Genomic DNA, 17,829 nt, shown 5'->3' with positions numbered 1-17,829 from the left:
CACGTGACAAGGAGCACCCTCATGACTGAAATGTCCGCGAAGACGTCCCACGAACCCACGAACATCGCCGAAGCCGAGGAGGTGCAGGAAGCTCCGCTGCAGGAGCCGCACGAGAGCCACGGGCACTCGGTCGCCGCCTGGACCGGCGTGCTCATCATGCTCGCGGGCTTCACGATCGGCACCCTCGGGATCTGGTTCGATCAGGCCGTCCTGACCTGGGTCGGCGTCGCCGCCGTCGCGGTCGGTGCCGTCGCCTGGCCAGTGCTCGCGCGCCTCGGCTTCGGGCCGAAGGCGCACTAGCTTGCTCGAGTCGCTCTACCACGGCGCACTCGAGGACGCCGCAGAACGGCGGGAGCGGACGCCGGCACGTGCGCTCGAGGCACGAATCGCCGACGTTCCGCCAGCGCTCGACGCCTATGCGGCGCTCGCGCGCTCGGAGCGCGTGAACATCATCGCCGAGGTCAAGCGCGCCAGCCCATCGCGCGGCCGTCTCGCTGACATCCCGGACCCGGCCGTCCTCGCCGCCTCCTACGAGCGTGGGGGAGCAGCCGCGATCTCGGTCCTCACCGAGCAGCGCAAGTTCCTCGGCTCGCTCGACGACCTCCGAGCCGTGCGCGACACGGTAGCCGTTCCGGTGCTGCGCAAGGAGTTCATCGCCGAGGAGTACCAGCTGCTCGAGGCTCGTGCCTGCGGCGCCGACCTCGCCCTGCTCATCGTCGCCGGCCTCGACCAGTCAACGCTGGTGCGACTCGCGGAGTTCACCGAGCAGCTCGGCATGACGGCCCTCGTCGAGGCGCACTCGAAGGACGAGCTGCTGCGTGGCCTCGACGCTGGCGCTCGCATCCTCGGCGTCAACGCGCGCAACCTGGCAACGTTCGAGCTGCACCCCGAGCTCTTCGGAGAGCTCGCCCCCCTGTACCCGAGTGACGTGGTGAAGGTCGCCGAATCGGCCGTCCTCGAGCCAGCCCACGTCCGCCGCTACCGCGATGCGGGCGCGGACGCAGTCCTCATCGGGGAGGCCCTCGTCACGGGCGGCGACCCCGAAACTACCTTGGAGACCTTCCACCTCGCATGAGCATTCAGCCCCCCAGCACGACATCGTTGCGCGACGCCTCAGGCCCCTACTTCGGCGAATTCGGCGGGAGGTTCGTTCCCGAGAGCCTCATGGCCGCTCTCGACGAGCTCGCGACCGCGTGGGAGGCAGCGAAGGCGGACGACGAGTTCTGGGCGGAGCTCGGTCGCCTGCACCGCGACTACTCGGGACGCCCGTCGATCATCACTGAGGCCCCTCGGTTCGCGGCGCACGGCGGCGGAGCGCGCATCATCCTGAAGCGCGAGGACCTCAATCACACGGGCTCGCACAAGATCAACAACGTGCTCGGCCAGGCGCTCCTGACGAAGCGCATCGGGAAGACACGGGTCATCGCCGAGACCGGTGCCGGCCAGCACGGTGTTGCGACCGCCACCGCCGCCGCGCTCTTCGGGCTCGACTGCACGATCTACATGGGGGCCGTCGACACGGCCCGTCAGGCCCTCAACGTCGCCCGGATGCGCCTCCTCGGCGCCGAGGTGGTCGCGGTGGAAGCCGGCTCAGCCACGCTGAAGGATGCGATCAACGACGCCATGCGCGACTGGGTGGCGTCCGTCGACACCACGAACTACCTCTTCGGGACCGCCGCCGGGCCGCATCCGTTCCCCGCGCTCGTGCGCGACCTGCAGGCAGTGATCGGCGAGGAAGCTCGTCAGCAGGTCATCGACCTGACGGGGTCGCTGCCCGATGCGGTGGTGGCCTGTGTCGGCGGTGGTTCGAACGCCATCGGCATCTTCAGCGCCTTCCTCGACGACGAGAAGGTCGCCCTGTACGGCTACGAGGCGGCGGGTGATGGCGTCGACACGCCGCGCCACGCTGCCACGATCGGCGGCGGACGGCCAGGAGTGCTCCACGGCGCGCGCACGCTGCTGCTGCAGGACACGGACGGGCAGACGGTCGAGTCGCATTCGATCTCGGCCGGCCTCGACTACCCCGGGGTCGGGCCTGAGCACGCCTACCTCGCGTCCATCGGGCGCGCACGCTACCTTCCGGTGACCGACGCCGCGGCCATGGACGCGTTCCGACTCCTGGCTCGCACCGAGGGCATCATCCCGGCGATCGAGTCGAGCCACGCGCTCGCCGGGGCGCTCGAGCTCGGGAAGGAGCTCGGGCCAGACGCCACGATCCTGGTCTCGCTCTCCGGGCGCGGTGACAAGGACATGGAGACGGCCGCCGAGTACTTCGGGCTCGGAGACCCGGACCGCACCGAGGGCCTCGACGCATCAGAAGGACAGGGCAAATGACCTCAGCACCCTCCGCACTCGAGAGCGTCATCGACGCCGCGAACCGGGACCGCAGGGGCGCGCTCGTCGCGTACCTGCCCGTCGGGTTCCCCGACTTCGAGACCTCCGTCGCGGCGGCCATCGCGGTCGTGAAGGCCGGGGCGGACGTGCTGGAACTCGGCATGCCGTACTCCGACCCCGTCATGGACGGCCCCGTCATCCAGGCTGCGGCCGTGCAGGCGCTTGAGGGCGGCTTCCGCACGGAGCACGTGTTCGAGGCCATCAGACGGATCCGCGCCGAGGTCGACGCGCCGATCGTCGTCATGACCTACTGGAACCTCGTCATGCAGTACGGCGTCGACGCGTTCGCGCGGGACCTGGCCGAGGCTGGCGGCAACGGGCTCATCACCCCGGACCTCGTGCCAGACGAGGGCGCCGAGTGGATCGCGGCGGCCAAGAGCCATGACCTTGACCGGGTCTTCCTCGCAGCGCCCAGCTCGAGTGACACTCGCCTCGACCTCGTCATCGACTCCAGCAGGGGCTTCGTGTACACGGTCTCCACGATGGGCATCACCGGCGCCCGCGCTGATGTCGACCAGGCGGCGCGGACGCTCGCAGATCGACTGCACGCGCACGGCTGCACTCGGGCCTGCGTCGGACTCGGCATCTCCAGCGCGGAGCAGGTGCGCGAAGTCCTCGAATACGCCGAGGGAGCCATCGTCGGCTCCGCCCTCGTCAAGGCCCTCGCCGCCGGAGGCGTCGAGGCGGTCGCGGAGACCGCGGCCCAGCTCGCGCGCGGCACGGCCCTCGAGGCCACGACTTCGAAGGAACACGCATGACGCCCCTGACCGGAATCCCCAGCCCGCCCCTCGATTGGGCGAGCTTCGAGGTCGGCCCCCTGACGGTGCACCTCTACGCGCTGTTCATCGTCGCCGGCATGGTGCTCGCGGTGCTGTGGACCGACCGGCGCCTGACCGCTCGTGGTGGGGAGAAGTGGATCACGGTCGACTTCGCCATCTGGGCCGTCCTGCTCGGCCTGCTCGGTGCGCGTCTCTATCACGTCTTCACGCACCCCGCCGACTACTTCTTCGAGGGCGCGAACTTCTGGCGCATCTTCTTCATCTGGGAGGGCGGCAACGCCATCATCGGCTCCCTCATCGGCGGCGCGATCGGCATCTTCATCGCGAGCCGCATGACGGGCATCCGGATGCTCGCCTTCTCCGACGCGCTGATCCCCGGACTGCTGCTCGCGCAGGCCGTCGGACGCCTCGGAAACTACTTCAACCATGAGCTCTACGGGTGGCCGACCGATCTGCCCTGGGGCCTGCAGATCGAGGCGAGCAACCCGGCCTTTCCCGTCGGGCTGCCGGAAGGCACGCTCTTCCACCCCACGTTCCTCTACGAGATGCTGTGGAACCTCGCGGGCATCGCGATCATCGTGCTCCTCGAGCGCATGTTCCGGTGGCGCGCCGGCAAGACGCTCGCCTCCTACCTCATCTGGTACGGCACGGGTCGCATCTGGATCGAGTCGATCCGCGTCGACTACTCCGAGGTCATCCTCGGCATGCGCTCGAACGTCTTCGGTGCCCTGTGCCTCGTCATCGTCGGCATCGCGCTGTTCGTCGTCGTCTCACGCCTCCCGGTCTCGCAGCTGAGCTACAGCGTCTATCTGCCCGGGCGCGACCCGGAGTCGGAAGCGGCGGCCAAGGCCGCCGAGGAAGACGAGCTGGGTGAGCAGGAGTCGGATGAGGGCGACGAGGACGAAGCGGACGCAGAGGAAACCTCCGCGAAATCTGAGGTTCACGACGAGGAAACTTCCGTAGCCAAGCCTAACTCGCCCGACGGTGAAGAAACACCTGATGAGCGCAAGGAAGCTTCCGACTCGTCGAGGGTGTGATCCGCCGGGCACGACCCTCCTGGGCTGCCTGGAGTCGCACGCGAAACACAGAGGTAACACAGCGGTCGTACTCTGCTGAATGGACCGACGGACGCCTGTAGGCACCCGCCCCCACGGGCTCCGTCAACATCAGTCTTCTGTCGAGTCCGCCAAGCGACCCATGGCACCACCGACGAGGGGACGAGTTATGACCTCCGCCGCCTTTCCAACGAATGGCTACCCAGAAGCAGCCGGTCTCTATGACCCTGCGAATGAGCGCGATGCCTGCGGGCTCGCGATGGTCGCCACCCTGCGCGGCACGCCGGGCCACGACATCATCGATCACGCGCTCGACGCCCTGCGCCACATGGAGCACCGCGGCGCGGTCGGCTCGGACGCCGGAACGGGTGACGGCGCCGGCATCCTGACCCAGATCCCCGACGAGTTCTTCCGCGCGGTGAGCGGGTTCGAGCTTCCGGCAGAGGGGCGCTACGCCGTCGGCAACGCCTACCTTCCGGTGGACCCTGACGAGCGGGCGCGCGTCAAGGCCGGAATCGTCAAGCTCGCGGCAGAAGAGGACCTCCGGGTCATCGGCTGGCGCGAGGTCCCCGTGCAGCCGGATGAGCTCGGCAAGCTCGCACGCGCCGCGATGCCGGTCATCGAGCAGCTCTACGTGCGCAGCGAGCGCCAGAACTTCCGGGGCAACCCGCGCAAGGGGGCGTCCCTCGACCGTCAGTGCTACCGCCTGCGCAAGCGCGCGGAGCACTCGCTCGGGGTCTACTTCATGTCGCTCTCGTGCCGCATGATCACCTACAAGGGCATGGTGACGACGCTCCAGCTGGAGCCGTTCTTCCCCGACCTCGGCGACGAGCGCTTCGCGTCCAAGCTCGCGATCGTCCACTCTCGCTACTCGACCAACACGTTCCCGTCGTGGCAGCTCGCGCAGCCCATGCGCATGATGGCCCACAACGGCGAGATCAACACCGTGCGCGGCAACCGCAACTGGATGCGCGCCCGCCAGTCGCAGCTTCGATCCGAGATCCTCGGTGACGTCTCCGATCTCTTCCCGATCGTGACCGAGGGCGCGAGCGACTCCGCGTCCTTCGACGAGGTGCTCGAACTCCTCACGCTGTCCGGCCGCTCGCTGTCGCACGCCGTGCACATGATGGTGCCGGCCGCGTGGGAGACCGCAGAGGACCTGAGCGCTGAAGTTCGCGACTTCTACGAGTACCACTCGCTGATCATGGAGCCGTGGGACGGCCCCGCCGCCATGGCCTTCACCGATGGCCGCTACGTGTGCGCGACCCTCGACCGCAACGGCCTGCGCCCTGGACGCTTCGTCCAGACCGCCGACGGGCTCATCGTCCTCGGCTCCGAGGTCGGCGTCGCCAGCCTCGACCCAGCCACCGTCATCCGCAAGGGGCGCCTGCGTCCCGGCCAGGTGCTCCTCGTGGACACCGAGGTCGGCCGTCTCATCGAGGACGAAGAGGTCAAGCACGATCTCGCCGAGCTCCAGCCGTGGGGCGACTGGCTCGACGAGGGCCGCATCAACCTCGCGGAGCTGCCCGAGCGCGAGCACGTGACGCACACCCCCGCATCCGTCGAGCGCCGCCAGCGCACGTTCGGGTACACGGAGGAGGAGCTTCGCATCCTGCTCGCCCCTATGGCGAAGAACGGCGCGGAGCCGATCGGCGCCATGGGCACTGACACGCCCATCGCGATCCTCACCGACCGACCGCGCCTCGTCTTCGACTACTTCACGCAGAACTTCGCGCAGGTCACCAACCCGCCGCTGGATGCGATCCGCGAGGAGGTCGTGACGAGCCTCACGACGAGCATCGGCCCCCAGGAGAACCTCCTGAGCGCGGGCCCAGAGCACGCTCGCCAGGTCGTCCTCGACTTCCCGGTCATCGACAACGACCAGCTCGCGAAGATCCAGCACATCGAGCAGCGCCCAGGCATCGACGCGGCCGAGACGCTTCGCGGCTGCTACCGCGTCGACGACGGCGTCGAGGGACTGCGCAAGCGGCTCGAGGAGCTGTGCGAGGAAGCAGACCGCGCCATCGACGCCGGCGCGGGATTCCTCGTGCTCTCCGACCGCGACTCGAACCGTGACTACGCCCCCATCCCATCGCTGCTCATGACGAGCGCGGTGCATCACCACCTGATCCGCACCGAGCGCCGCATGCGTGTCGGGCTCGTCATCGAGGCGGGCGACGTGCGTGAGGTCCACCACGTCGCCGTGCTGCTCGGCTACGGCGCGTCCGCAGTCAACCCGTACCTCGCCATGGAGTCCTGCGAGGACATGGTGCGCCAGGGCAAGCTCACCGGGGTCACCGAGGAGAAGGCGGTCGCGAACCTCATCAAGGCGCTGGGCAAGGGCGTCCTGAAGATCATGTCGAAGATGGGCATCTCAGCAGTCGCCTCGTACGCTGGTGCGCAGTGCTTCGAGGCCGTGGGCCTCTCGAACGAGCTCGTCAGCGAGTACTTCACCGGCACGGCGTCGAAGATCTCCGGCATGGGGCTCGAGGGCATCGCTCGCGAGAACGAGCTGCGTCACCGCCACGCCTACCCCGCCCAGGCGGCTCCGGCATCGCACCGCCCGCTCGACATCGGCGGCGAGTACCAGTGGCGCCGCGAGGGGCCGCCCCACCTCTTCAACCCGAACACGATCTTCCGCCTCCAGCACTCCACGCGCGAGGGTCGCTACGACATCTTCAAGGAGTACACGAAGCTCGTCGACGACCAGGCAGCCGAGACGATGACGCTGCGAGGCCTCTTCAAGCTCAAGGTCGGCGAACGGCCTCCCGTGCCGATCGACGAGGTCGAGCCAGCCTCCGAGATCCTCAGGCGCTTCCAGACCGGAGCGATGAGCTACGGCTCCATCTCGAAGGAAGCGCACGAGACGCTCGCGATCGCGATGAACCGCATCGGCGGCAAGTCCAACACGGGCGAGGGCGGCGAAGATGTCGAGCGTCTGCTCGACCCGGAGCGCCGCAGCGCGATCAAGCAGGTCGCTTCCGGGCGCTTCGGCGTCACGAGCATGTATCTGACGCACGCCGACGACATCCAGATCAAGCTCGCGCAGGGCGCGAAGCCGGGCGAGGGCGGGCAGCTGCCCCCGACGAAGGTCTACCCGTGGGTGGCCCGCACACGCCACGCGACGCCGGGCGTCGGGCTCATCTCGCCGCCCCCGCACCACGACATCTACTCGATCGAAGACCTCAAGCAGCTCATCTTCGACCTGAAGCGGGCCAACCCGTCTGCGCGCATCCACGTGAAGCTCGTGAGCGAGAACGGCATCGGGGCAGTGGCCGCCGGGGTCACAAAGGCACTCGCCGACGTGGTCCTCGTCTCCGGACACGACGGCGGAACCGGCGCCTCGCCGCTCAACTCGCTCAAGCACGCGGGAACGCCCTGGGAGCTCGGCCTCGCCGAGACCCAGCAGACGCTCATGCTCAACGGCCTCCGCGATCGAGTGGTCGTGCAGGTGGATGGGCAGCTCAAGACGGGCCGTGACGTCATCGTCGGCGCGCTGCTGGGCGCCGAGGAGTTCGGCTTCGCGACGGCCGCCCTCGTCGTCTCCGGCTGCATCATGATGCGCGTCTGCCACCTCGACACGTGCCCCGTCGGCGTCGCGACTCAGAACCCTGAGCTGCGTTCGCGCTACACCGGCCAGGCGGATCACGTCGTCAACTTCTTCGAGTTCGTGGCGCAGGAGGTCCGCGAGTATCTCGCGGAGCTCGGCGTGCGCTCGCTCGACGAGATCATCGGCAAGCGCGAGCTGCTCGAAGTCGACGACGCCATGCATCACTGGAAGACCGAGGGCCTCGATCTCTCCCGCGTCCTCACGGGCCACGAGTTCGGCGACGCGCCCACGCGCAGCCTCGTCACCCAGGAGCACGAGCTCGACCAGCACTTCGACCAGAAGCTCCTCGAGCTCGCCGAGAAGGCCCTCGAGAACGGCGAGTCGGTCAAGGTGTCGATGGACGTCATCAACACCGACCGCGCCGTCGGCACGATGCTCGGACACCACGTGACGCGCGGGCACGGCGAACACGGGCTCCCGGCCGGCACGATCGACATCGAGCTGCGGGGGACCGCCGGGCAGTCGCTCGGTGCGTTCCTGCCGAATGGCATCCGCATCCGCCTCGTCGGCGACTCGAACGACTACGTCGGCAAGGGGCTCAGCGGTGGGGAGATCATCCTGCGCCCTGACGAGCGCGCGCCGTTCAAGTCCCACGAGAACGTCATCGCCGGCAACGTCATCGGCTACGGCGCGACCAGCGGCACGATGTTCCTCAGCGGCGTCGTCGGCGAGCGCTTCCTCGTGCGCAACTCCGGTGCGACGGCCGTCGCGGAAGCCGTGGGCGACCACGCGCTCGAGTACATGACGGGAGGCCTCGCCGTGATCCTGGGCGAGACCGGCAAGAACTTCGGCGCCGGCATGTCGGGCGGCATCGCCTACGTGCACAAGCTCGACCCGAAGCTCGTCAACCCCGACATGCTCTCGACGGGCGAGCTCGGTCTCACGACGCTCACGAGCGCCGATGCGGACATCCTCCGCGACATCCTCGAACGGCATGCCACGGAGACCGACTCGCAGCTGGCCCGCGAGATGCTCGACAACTTCGACGCGGTGTCGAAGGAGTTCACGAAGGTGCTCCCTCGCGACTACGCGAAGGTCACCGAGATCCGCAACGCCGCCGTCGAACGCGGTGGCGACCCCGACGACAGCACGACCTGGCACGAGATTCTGGAGGCGACCCGTGGCTGACCCGAGAGGATTCCTCACCAACCGCGAGCGGGAGCTCCCGACGCGCCGTCCAGTGCCCGTGCGGATCATGGACTTCAGTGAGGTCTACGACCCGCAGGAGCCAACCCAGCTGCGCCGCCAGGCGGGGCGCTGCATGGACTGCGGCGTGCCCTTCTGCCACCAGGGCTGCCCCCTCGGCAACATCATCCCGGAATGGAACGACCTGACGTTCCGCGGTGACATGGCCGGAGCGAGCGAGCGACTGCACGCCACGAACAACTTCCCAGAGTTCACGGGCCGCCTGTGCCCGGCTCCGTGCGAGTCGTCGTGCGTGCTCGGCATCAACCAGCCGGCCGTCACGATCAAGCGCGTGGAGCAGTCGATCGCTGACACGGCGTTCGCCGAGGGCAACGTGCGTCCGCACCCGCCCGAGCGTCTCACGGGCAAGACGGTCGCCGTCGTCGGCTCGGGCCCCGCCGGCCTCGCCGCCGCCCAGCAGCTGACGCGTGCGGGCCACACGGTCGCCGTCTTCGAACGCGACGACCGCATCGGGGGACTCCTCCGTTACGGCATCCCGGACTTCAAGATGGAGAAGTCAGTCCTCGACGCCCGCCTCTCGCAGATGCGCGCCGAGGGCACTCGGTTCCGCACCGGCATCGAGATCGGCCGGGACATCACGTGGGACAACCTGCGACAGCGCTACGACGCCGTCGTGGTCTGCACAGGGGCGATGGTCCCGCGCGACCTGCCCGTTCCCGGGCGTGAGCTCAAGGGCGTCCACTACGCGATGGACTTCCTGACGCAGTCGAACCGCGTGGTCGCAGGCGACGACCTCGCCTCGCAGATCCACGCTGAAGACAAGCACGTCATCGTCATCGGCGGTGGCGACACGGGAGCCGACTGCATCGGCACGTCCCACCGCCAGGGCGCAGCCTCGGTCACGAACCTCGCCATCGGCAAGGAGCCGCCGACGGAGCGCCCGGCGCACCAGCCCTGGCCGACGACGCCGACGCTGTTCGAGGTGTCGACCTCGCACGAAGAGGGCGGCGAGCGAGCGTTCCAGGCGTCGACGGTCGAGTTCATCGGCGACGAGTCGGGGCGCGTGCGCGCGATCCGCCTCGCCGAGACGGAGTTCCGCGCGGATGGCTCGCGCGGTCCGAAGGCGGGAACAGAGCGTGAGCTGCCCGCCGACCTCGTGCTGCTCGCCATGGGATTCACGGGACCGGAGAGGCACACGATCGAGCCGCAGCTCCAGCTTCCCTTCACGTCCCGCGGGGCGTTGGATCGCACGGCGGAGTACGAGACGGAGCTGCCCGGCGTGTTCGTCGCGGGCGACGCGGGCCGCGGCCAGTCGCTCATCGTCTGGGCGATCGCCGAGGGACGTGCGGCGGCCGCCTCCGTCGACCGGTATCTTGAACAGTCGACGGAACTTCCCGAGCCGATCCTCGCCACCGAGCGCGCGATTTCGCTCTGAGTCCGCCACCACGCGCCGCAGGGCGCACCTCAGTCTCGACGAACCGGAGATATGCATGAGCCGTAGAGCGAAGATCGTCGCCACCCTCGGACCAGCCGTCAACACCCCTGAAGGGATCCGCGCCCTCATCGCCGCTGGCGTCAACGTCACGCGCTTCAACCTCAGCCACGGCGACCACACCGTGCACACCGACAACTACAAGCTGGTGCGGGATGCGGCCGAGGAGCTCGGCGTTCCCGTCGCCATCCTCGTCGACCTGCAGGGCCCGAAGATCCGTCTCGAGAAGTTCGAGAACGGCCCTCACGACCTCGCGGTCGGTGACATCTTCAAGATCACCTCGCAGGACGTGCCCGGCACGAAGGAACTCGTCGGCACGACCTACAAGGGCCTGCCCACCGACGTGAAGCCGGGCGACCCGCTCCTCATCGACGACGGCAAGGTGCTCGTGCGCGTCGTGGAGACCGACGGCGTGACCGTCACGACCCGCGTCGAGGTGCCAGGCAAGGTCTCGAACAACAAGGGCATCAACCTGCCCGGTGTCGCCGTGAACGTGCCGGCCCTGTCCGAGAAGGACGAGGACGACCTGCGCTGGGGTCTGCGCATCGGCGCCGACATCATCGCGCTCTCGTTCGTGCGCTCGGCGGAGGACATCAACCGCGTGCACGCGATCATGGACGAGGAGGGCATCCGCCTCCCCGTCATCGCGAAGATCGAGAAGCCGCAGGCGGTCGAGAACCTCAACGAGATCGTCGACGCGTTCGACGGCATCATGGTCGCCCGCGGCGACCTCGGCGTGGAGCTGCCGCTCGAGCAGGTCCCGATCGTGCAGAAGAACGCGATCCAGCAGGCCCGCCGCTGGGCGAAGCCCGTCATCGTCGCGACGCAGATGCTCGAGACAATGATCGAGAACCCGCGCCCCACCCGCGCGGAGGCGTCCGACTGCGCGAACGCCGTCCTCGACGGCGCCGACGCGCTCATGCTGTCCGGTGAGACGAGCGTCGGCGCGTTCCCGATCGAGGCGGTGCGCACCATGGCGCGCATCATCGAGTCGACCGAGACGCACGGCCTCGACCGCATCCCGCCGCTCGGCACGAAGCCCTTCACGCAGGGCGGCGCGATCACCCTCGCCGCGTCGGAAGTGGGCGAGTTCCTCAAGGCGAAGTACTACTGCGTGTTCACGGAGTCCGGTGACTCCGTGCGCCGCATGGCGCGCCTGCGCACCGAGATCCCCGTGCTCGGGTTCACCCCGTCACCCCACATCGCTCGTCGCATGAACCTCTACTGGGGCGTCACGGCAGCGATCGTCGACCGCGTCACGCACACGGACGAGATGATCGGGCAGGTCGACAAGTACCTCATGGAGAACGGCCTCGCCCAGGCGGGCGACGTCGTCGTGGTCGTGGCCGGCATGCCGCCGGGACGCGCCGGCACCACCAACGACCTCCGGGTGCACCGCGTGGGCGTCGACGATGACCGCGTCGTGCCCGCGTACGAGGGCAAGCACACGCGCTGAGCCAGATCGGCAACGCGGAGGCCGGACAGCACCGACATGCTGTCCGGCCTCTGTGCATCCCCGGCGCGCGCTCGCCTTCGCGCGCCCACGCCGCACCCGGTGCGACGGGTATCGTTTCACCATGGTGAAGTCCGAGACGGAACAGACGATATGAGTCCGCTGCAGGGATCCGTCGACACGGACCCGATGGACTCGCTCGCCGCCGCGACGTCGTGGCGTCCCGACGTCCTCGGCGCTGGCTTCGCCGCGCTCGACCTTCCCCTCAAGCCAGACCAGGAGGGCGAGGTGCTCGCCACGCTCGTCCGCGGGCCGAGAGCTGACCGCTTCGCACGCGGTCCCGCCCGGGGCGCCGACGTGCTCTACGTGCACGGCTGGTCCGACTACTTCTTCCAGAAGCATCACGCGCACTACTGGGCAGGGGAGGGAGCGCGGTTCTTCGCCCTCGATCTCCGCAAGTACGGTCGCAGCCTCCGCGACCACCAGACACCCGGGTTCGTCACCGATCTCGCCACCTACGACGAGGAGCTGGACCGCGCGCTGGAGATCATGGGGCATGGGCCGGGCGGGCATCGCCGCGGTCGCCATCCGCTCATCCTCATCGGCCACTCCACTGGCGGTCTGACGCTGAGCCTGTGGGCCGACAGGCACCCTGGGCGAGCCAGCGCGCTCATCCTGAACAGTCCTTGGCTGGAGCTGCAGACGCGCGCCGCGGTTCGCACGGCCCTCATGCCGCTCATGACACTCGCGGCCCAGCTCCGCCCGACGGACACGTTCAACAACATCGATTTCGGCTTCTACACGAGGGCAGTGAAGAAGAGCCTTGGGGGAGAGTGGGAGTTCGACGAGCGCTGGCGGCCGACGCCGAGCTTCACCGTGCGGGCTGGCTGGCTCAACGCCATCCTCGCGGGCCATGCGGCCGTCGCCGTCGGTCTCGACATCAAGGCGCCGGTCCTGACGATGCTCTCGGCGCGCAGCACGCTGTCCCCGATCTGGCACGAGGCGATGAGGCGGACGGACTCCGTGCTGCGCGTCGACGACATCGCGAGACGCACCCTCAATCTGGGTGACACCGTGACCGTTCGCCGTCTGGATGGCGCACTCCACGACGTGCTCCTCTCGGCGCCACCCGTCCGAGCGAAGGCGTTCGACGCGATGACCACCTGGCTCAAGGGATACCTGGACTGACCGGAGCAGGGAACAACGCAGGCTCGCGGACTGTTGGACTGCGTGTACCCAGCGCCACCGCACCCGAAAGGTCAGTATGAGCCGCCTCCTGTCGCCGATCACCCTACCGAGCATCGCTGGCGACGGCCTGCCGCTGCGCAACGCCACGTTCCTCGCTCCCATGTGCCAGTACTCCGTGACGGAACGCGACGGCCTGCCGACCTCATGGCAGCTGGTGCACCTCGGCGCGCGGGCCAGCGGTGGCTTCGGGCTGGTCTGGACGGAGGCGACCGCGATCGTCCCAGAGGGACGCATCTCTCCAGAGGACGCGGGCATCTGGAGCGACGAGCACACCGAGGCGTGGCGCCCGATCGTGGAGTTCATTCATGCGCAGGGCGCGGCGGCCGGCATCCAGCTCGCGCACGCCGGCGGGAAGGCGTCCACGTATCCTGCGCTGCCCGAGACGGCGCGCGGCCGGGTTCCTGCTGACGAGGGTGGGTGGACGGCGGAAGCACCGTCGAGCAACGATGCACTCGGCCTTGAGCCCCCGGTCGCGCTGAGCGTCGAAGAGATCGCCGAGATCGTGAGCGCTTGGGGCATCGCGGCGCGTCGGGCGGATGCGGCCGGTTTCGACGCGCTGCAGATTCACGCAGCCCACGGATACCTGGTGCACGAGTTCCTGTCACCGCGCTCGAACCAGCGGAGCGACGAGTACGGCGGCTCGTTCGACAACCGCCTCCGCTTCGCCCTCGAGGTCGTGAGCGAGGTGCGACGCAACTGGTCTGCCGAGAAGCCGCTCGCGATCCGCTTCTCGGGTGAGGACTGGGTCGAAGGCGGTTGGACCATCGACGAGACCGTCGAGCTCGCCAAGCGCGTGCACGAACTCGGCGTCACCGTGTTCGACCTGTCGAGTGGTGGCATCGGCGCGTTCACCGGGCCGGTCGGCCCCGGGTACCAGGTGACTCTGGCGCGCGCCGTGCGCTCGGCGCTGCCACAAGAGGGCACGTTCGTGACGGCGGTCGGCCAGATCACGGATGCGCGCCATGCTGAGGCGATCCTCGTGGCCGGTGACGCCGACGGGATCACGATCGGCCGTGCGGCACTCGCGAACCCGAACTGGCCTGTCCATGCCGCAGTCGCGTTGGGGGACGGCCAGGAAGGACTCGTCGCGCCCCAGTACTGGCGTGCGAACATGGCCTAGCCGCTGAGCGCGGCCGGCTCGGGAGCTCGGTCCCGCAGGTGGGCGTCAGCTCTCGTCGCGACCGTCTCCGCCGCGGTCGCTCCGTGCGGACGTGGAGTCGGCCAGCAGCTGCGTGAGCGTGTCCTTGAGCGCCTCGAGTTCTGGAATGCTCCAGCCGAGCTCGGCAACGACCTTGACTGGGACTTCCTCTGCCTTCCGCCTGAGGCCGCGCCCCGCGTCCGTGAGCCGGATCTCGACGGCGCGCTCGTCCGCTGGCCGGCGGTTCCGCGTGATGAGTCCCGACGCCTCAAGCCGCTTCACGAGCGGGCTCAGGGTCGCCGGTTCGAGATGCAGCGCTCGGGCGAGCTGACCGAGCGTCTGCCCGTCGTCCTCCCAGAGGCCCAGCATCACGAGGTACTGGGGGTGGGTGAGACCGAGGGGCTCGAGGATGGGGCGGTACAGCGAGATGACGCTCCTGCTCGCAGCGGCGAGGGCGAAGCACAGTTGCTTGTCGAGCGCGAGGAGGTCCACGAGTCCAGACTAGCCGAAGCAACCGAGTCCACGAATAGTTAGTACACTAACAACATGCCGAGCGACAGACTCCCGAACCCCTACAAGGGCCAGCCGGGCTGGTGGAACCGAATCAACCAGGCCCTCTTCCCATTCATGGGCCCCGCCCAGGTGGGTACCGGGGGAGTTGCGCGCACCGACCCCGTGCGCGCACCGTCCGCCTGTCGCGAGTGCGGGCACCCCTATTCGGAGCATCAGGTGCGCCGTGGTGTCGGCGCGAACCAGCCGAGCAGCATCCTCTGCCCGGCGACCCCTTCCGCCGACAACTAGAGCGAGACCACCAGCACCACGAGACCGGCCACGGCAGTCAGCTTGATGACGATGAGTGTCCACCACCAGTCACGCGGGAAGCGCACGCCGTCGAGGCAGTCCCGGATGAACTCGGGCGGTTTGAGCGACATCACGGCGTCGGCGGCGAGCACGACGGCGAGCGCGAGAGTTGGCCACCACGGGTCTGGGAGAAGTATCACTCTTTCTCCTTGCAGGTGCAGATCGCGGCGAACGCGCGGTGCAGATCCGCGGAGAGATCAGCGGGGTCGGCGGTGCGGCGGGCCGACGCCGTGAAGAGCAGGCCCAGGAATGCGAAGTACAGCGCGCCGGCCTTCTGGGCGGCTTCTGCGCGCGGAGTGCAGCCCCGCACCGTGATCGCGGTGCGGAACTCCTCGGTAAGTCGCGCCGCGAGCTCTGAGAAGAGGCTCGACGAGTGACCACCGGAGACGAGGATCGACGCGTAGACGCGCGCGAGGTCGTCATTCCGCATGAAGACGGCGACAAATGGGGAGGCCAGAGCGACCAGGCGGCCTGAACAGGTGCTGCTGCCCGCGAAGCGCGATTCGATGCGAGGGGTCGACCCTGGTCGGGTCGTCTCCCACTCGACGATCGCGCCTGCTGCATGCCGGTCGTGCTCAGCTTCGATGAGGCGATCGAAGACCCGGACGAGCAGCGCGTTCTTGTCGCCGACCGATATGACGGTTCCAGCGCTGACGCCCGCTGACTTGGCGATACCGCGGATGCTGGCTCCAGCGAACCCTTCCTCCTGAAAGATCTGTTCGGCGGCGTCGAGCACGCGGGTCTGAGTGAGCCTCTTTATCTCCGCGCGTGTGCTCGACATGGACCGAGCCTATAGTGAACGGGTTCAATGAACACGTTCACTGAAGTCAGGGGCAGGGGGTGCGTCGAGATACTGCGCCGACCAGGGGTTGGCAGATGATCGGTTCGGCGTCGAACACAGGTTCTGAGTTTTTCCACAATCCCTGGTCAATCACTGGTTTTTGGTGCGGTCCAGTGCTAGGCTGGTGGTGATCTTGGGGGAGGTTATCGTGGCATCGCAGTTCGAGCAGGAGGCGTATCGCGAGTCGTCAGTGGAGACGGCTGTGGTTGATGCGCTGCTCGAGGCGCGGTGTCAGTTGGCGGGGTTTCCGGATGCGGAGATCGTGGTCGCGTTGCAGGAGTTGGCTGCTCGTCGGCGTGTGTTGGATGCGGCGTTGGTGGAGGTCGCTGGGGAGTTGCTGCGGCGGGAGGGTGAGTCGCCGCGTGCGGAGTCGGTGGCGCGGAAGTCGGGGTTTCGGAACCTGACGGCGATGGTGGAGCAGGTGCTTGCGGTGCGGCCGTTCGAGGCGAGCACGCTGGTGCGGGTGGCGGCGGCGACGCGGGAGCGGATGAGCGTGACGGGCGAGCCGATCCCGGCGAAGTATCCGGCCGTGTCGCAGGCGGTCGGGTCGGCGGTCATGTCGATCGCGCAGGCGTCGGCGATCACGAAGGGCCTGGACCACACCGGGAACCGCGTGGGCGTCGACGAGCTCGAGCGGGCCGAGATGGAGCTGGTCGCGTCAGCGTGCGGGGTGAACCCGGAAGATGAGCAGCCGGCCGTGCCGAAGGTGCTGGAGGTGCAGGCGGCGACGTGGGTGTCGTACCTGGACCCGGACGGTGACGAGCCGCGGGCCGACAAGATCGCCGAGGAACGCGGCCTGTGGATCTCCCGCCGCAGCGACGGCGCGGTCACCGGGAAGTTCGTCGCGACACCCGAGCAGGGCGAGCAGCTGCTCTCCGTGTTCGACGCGCTGCTCTCACCACGGCGCAGGGTGGAGTTCCCGGCGGCGTCCGAGTGCGGGGAACCCCTCGCCCCGGCCCTCGGCGCCGACGGCTTCCCTTCGGTCGCCGACAGCGGCGGTGGAAGCCACGCGCTCGGCGACGGCGACGACGACGACTGCGGCCTCGGCGATGGCAACGGTGGCAGCCAGGGCCAGGGCCAGGGTGAGCGCGACGACGTCGAGGTTCCGCTGGTGGACCCGCGCTCCATCGAGCAGCAGCGCATCGACGCGCTCACGATGCTCGTCCGCGCCTACGCCGAATCCCCAGACGCGCCCAGAACCGGCGGCGAAGCCCCCACCGTCATCATCGTCACCACCGAAGCCGGCATCGCCGGAACCGCAGAACGTCCCGAAGACGTCCCGCACCTCGAGCGCACCGGGGAACCAGTCCCACCGAGCCTCGCCGTGCAACTGCTGTGCGACGGATTCATCCGCGTCGCGACCCGCAACAGCACCGGGGAGATCCTCGACCTCGGCCGCAAACAACGACTCTTCACCACCGCCCAACGACGAGCCATCGCGATCCGCGACCGGCAATGCCGGGCCCCCGGCTGCAGCGCACCCGTGCGCTGGTGCGAAGTGCACCACGCACAGCCCTGGAGCGAAGGCGCACCCACCGACGCGAAACACGGCATCCTGCTGTGTTCCTTCCACCACCACGAAGTCCACCGCGGACGGCTCGTCCTCATCAACGGCAACGGCAACGGCAACGGCAGCAGCAACAGTGGCAGCGGACGCTGGCACGTCGTCCCCGCCCTCGGCCACCACGCCCCACGCAGAACCGCCCGCCGCCGCAGCAACACCACCAGCAGCGTCCCAACCGCACGCCCAGCAACCAACCGAAGACCCTGAAACCACCCACCGGCAACCAAGCAGCCGCGGCTCATGTGGCG

15 protein-coding genes are annotated in these 17,829 nt (G+C 68.6%); 12 read left to right on the top strand and 3 right to left on the bottom strand.

Going from position 1 to position 17,829, the window contains the following annotated elements; translation table 11 throughout:
• The first annotated feature begins 21 nt into the window (after window positions 1–21).
• The 10 genes from C5B97_RS10150 to C5B97_RS10105 all read left to right on the top strand — a co-directional run bounded on the left by C5B97_RS10150 (window position 22) and on the right by C5B97_RS10105 (window position 14,297).
• Window positions 22–300 carry an HGxxPAAW family protein gene (locus tag C5B97_RS10150; protein ID WP_146080783.1) on the top strand — a complete coding sequence of 93 codons (279 nt, stop codon included), beginning with the start codon at window positions 22–24 and terminating at the stop codon, window positions 298–300.
• 1 nt (window position 301) lies between these two features.
• A complete protein-coding gene (gene trpC, locus C5B97_RS10145) occupies window positions 302–1,075 on the top strand; it encodes an indole-3-glycerol phosphate synthase TrpC (protein ID WP_104311943.1) in 774 nt (257 codons plus the stop codon).
• Window positions 1,072–2,334, top strand: coding sequence for a tryptophan synthase subunit beta (trpB, locus tag C5B97_RS10140; protein WP_104311942.1), 1,263 nt, complete (start codon window positions 1,072–1,074; stop codon window positions 2,332–2,334). Before trpC ends, trpB begins: the two co-directional genes overlap by 4 nt.
• The gene (trpA, locus tag C5B97_RS10135) at window positions 2,331–3,152 is read left to right on the top strand and encodes a tryptophan synthase subunit alpha (protein ID WP_104311941.1); all 822 of its coding nucleotides are present in this window, start codon (window positions 2,331–2,333) and stop codon (window positions 3,150–3,152) included. The genes trpB and trpA overlap by 4 nt, the downstream gene beginning before the upstream one ends.
• On the top strand, window positions 3,149–4,210 hold the full coding sequence (lgt, locus tag C5B97_RS10130; RefSeq protein ID WP_104311940.1) for a prolipoprotein diacylglyceryl transferase: 1,062 nt from the start codon (window positions 3,149–3,151) through the stop codon (window positions 4,208–4,210). Before trpA ends, lgt begins: the two co-directional genes overlap by 4 nt.
• A gap of 187 nt (window positions 4,211–4,397) precedes the next feature.
• A complete protein-coding gene (gene gltB / locus C5B97_RS10125) occupies window positions 4,398–8,966 on the top strand; it encodes a glutamate synthase large subunit (RefSeq protein WP_219819794.1) in 4,569 nt (1,522 codons plus the stop codon).
• Window positions 8,959–10,419: a glutamate synthase subunit beta gene (locus C5B97_RS10120; protein ID WP_104253241.1), complete on the top strand. Its 1,461-nt coding sequence runs from the start codon at window positions 8,959–8,961 to the stop codon at window positions 10,417–10,419. Before gltB ends, C5B97_RS10120 begins: the two co-directional genes overlap by 8 nt.
• 55 nt (window positions 10,420–10,474) lie before the next feature.
• Entirely contained in the window at window positions 10,475–11,932 is a 1,458-nt protein-coding gene (pyk, locus tag C5B97_RS10115; RefSeq protein ID WP_104311938.1) for a pyruvate kinase, read from the top strand.
• A gap of 150 nt (window positions 11,933–12,082) precedes the next feature.
• Window positions 12,083–13,117: an alpha/beta hydrolase gene (locus tag C5B97_RS10110; RefSeq protein WP_258068123.1), complete on the top strand. Its 1,035-nt coding sequence runs from the start codon at window positions 12,083–12,085 to the stop codon at window positions 13,115–13,117.
• Between the two features lie 76 nt (window positions 13,118–13,193).
• A complete protein-coding gene (locus tag C5B97_RS10105) occupies window positions 13,194–14,297 on the top strand; it encodes an NADH:flavin oxidoreductase/NADH oxidase (RefSeq protein ID WP_104311937.1) in 1,104 nt (367 codons plus the stop codon).
• Between the two features lie 45 nt (window positions 14,298–14,342).
• Here the strand turns inward: C5B97_RS10105 and C5B97_RS10100 are convergent, their stop codons facing one another.
• Window positions 14,343–14,807 carry a MarR family winged helix-turn-helix transcriptional regulator gene (locus C5B97_RS10100; RefSeq protein ID WP_104311936.1) on the bottom strand — a complete coding sequence of 155 codons (465 nt, stop codon included), beginning with the start codon at window positions 14,805–14,807 and terminating at the stop codon, window positions 14,343–14,345.
• 54 nt (window positions 14,808–14,861) lie between these two features.
• On the opposite strand from C5B97_RS10100, the gene C5B97_RS17755 reads away from it, so the two are divergent.
• Window positions 14,862–15,116, top strand: a complete 255-nt coding sequence (locus tag C5B97_RS17755) for a hypothetical protein (RefSeq protein ID WP_146080782.1) — start codon at window positions 14,862–14,864, stop codon at window positions 15,114–15,116.
• Here the strand turns inward: C5B97_RS17755 and C5B97_RS10095 are convergent.
• Entirely contained in the window at window positions 15,113–15,316 is a 204-nt protein-coding gene (locus C5B97_RS10095) for a hypothetical protein (protein WP_104311935.1), read from the bottom strand. The genes C5B97_RS17755 and C5B97_RS10095 overlap by 4 nt on opposite strands.
• Complete coding sequence (locus tag C5B97_RS10090) at window positions 15,313–15,957, bottom strand: TetR/AcrR family transcriptional regulator (RefSeq protein ID WP_104311934.1); 645 nt, start codon at window positions 15,955–15,957, stop codon at window positions 15,313–15,315. The genes C5B97_RS10095 and C5B97_RS10090 overlap by 4 nt, the downstream gene beginning before the upstream one ends.
• Before the next feature lie 163 nt (window positions 15,958–16,120).
• Here C5B97_RS10090 and C5B97_RS10085 point away from each other — a divergent pair, with 163 nt between their 5' ends.
• Complete coding sequence (locus C5B97_RS10085; RefSeq protein WP_308471452.1) at window positions 16,121–17,788, top strand: DUF222 domain-containing protein; 1,668 nt, start codon at window positions 16,121–16,123, stop codon at window positions 17,786–17,788.
• Window positions 17,789–17,829: the final 41 nt, after the last annotated feature.

The sequence above is a fragment of the Pseudoclavibacter sp. RFBB5 genome (genome assembly GCF_002931555.1).
Classification (GTDB): domain Bacteria; phylum Actinomycetota; class Actinomycetes; order Actinomycetales; family Microbacteriaceae; genus Pseudoclavibacter.
Note: the sequence above shows the minus strand (reverse complement) of the source record. Positions and strands in the feature narration are given on the sequence as shown.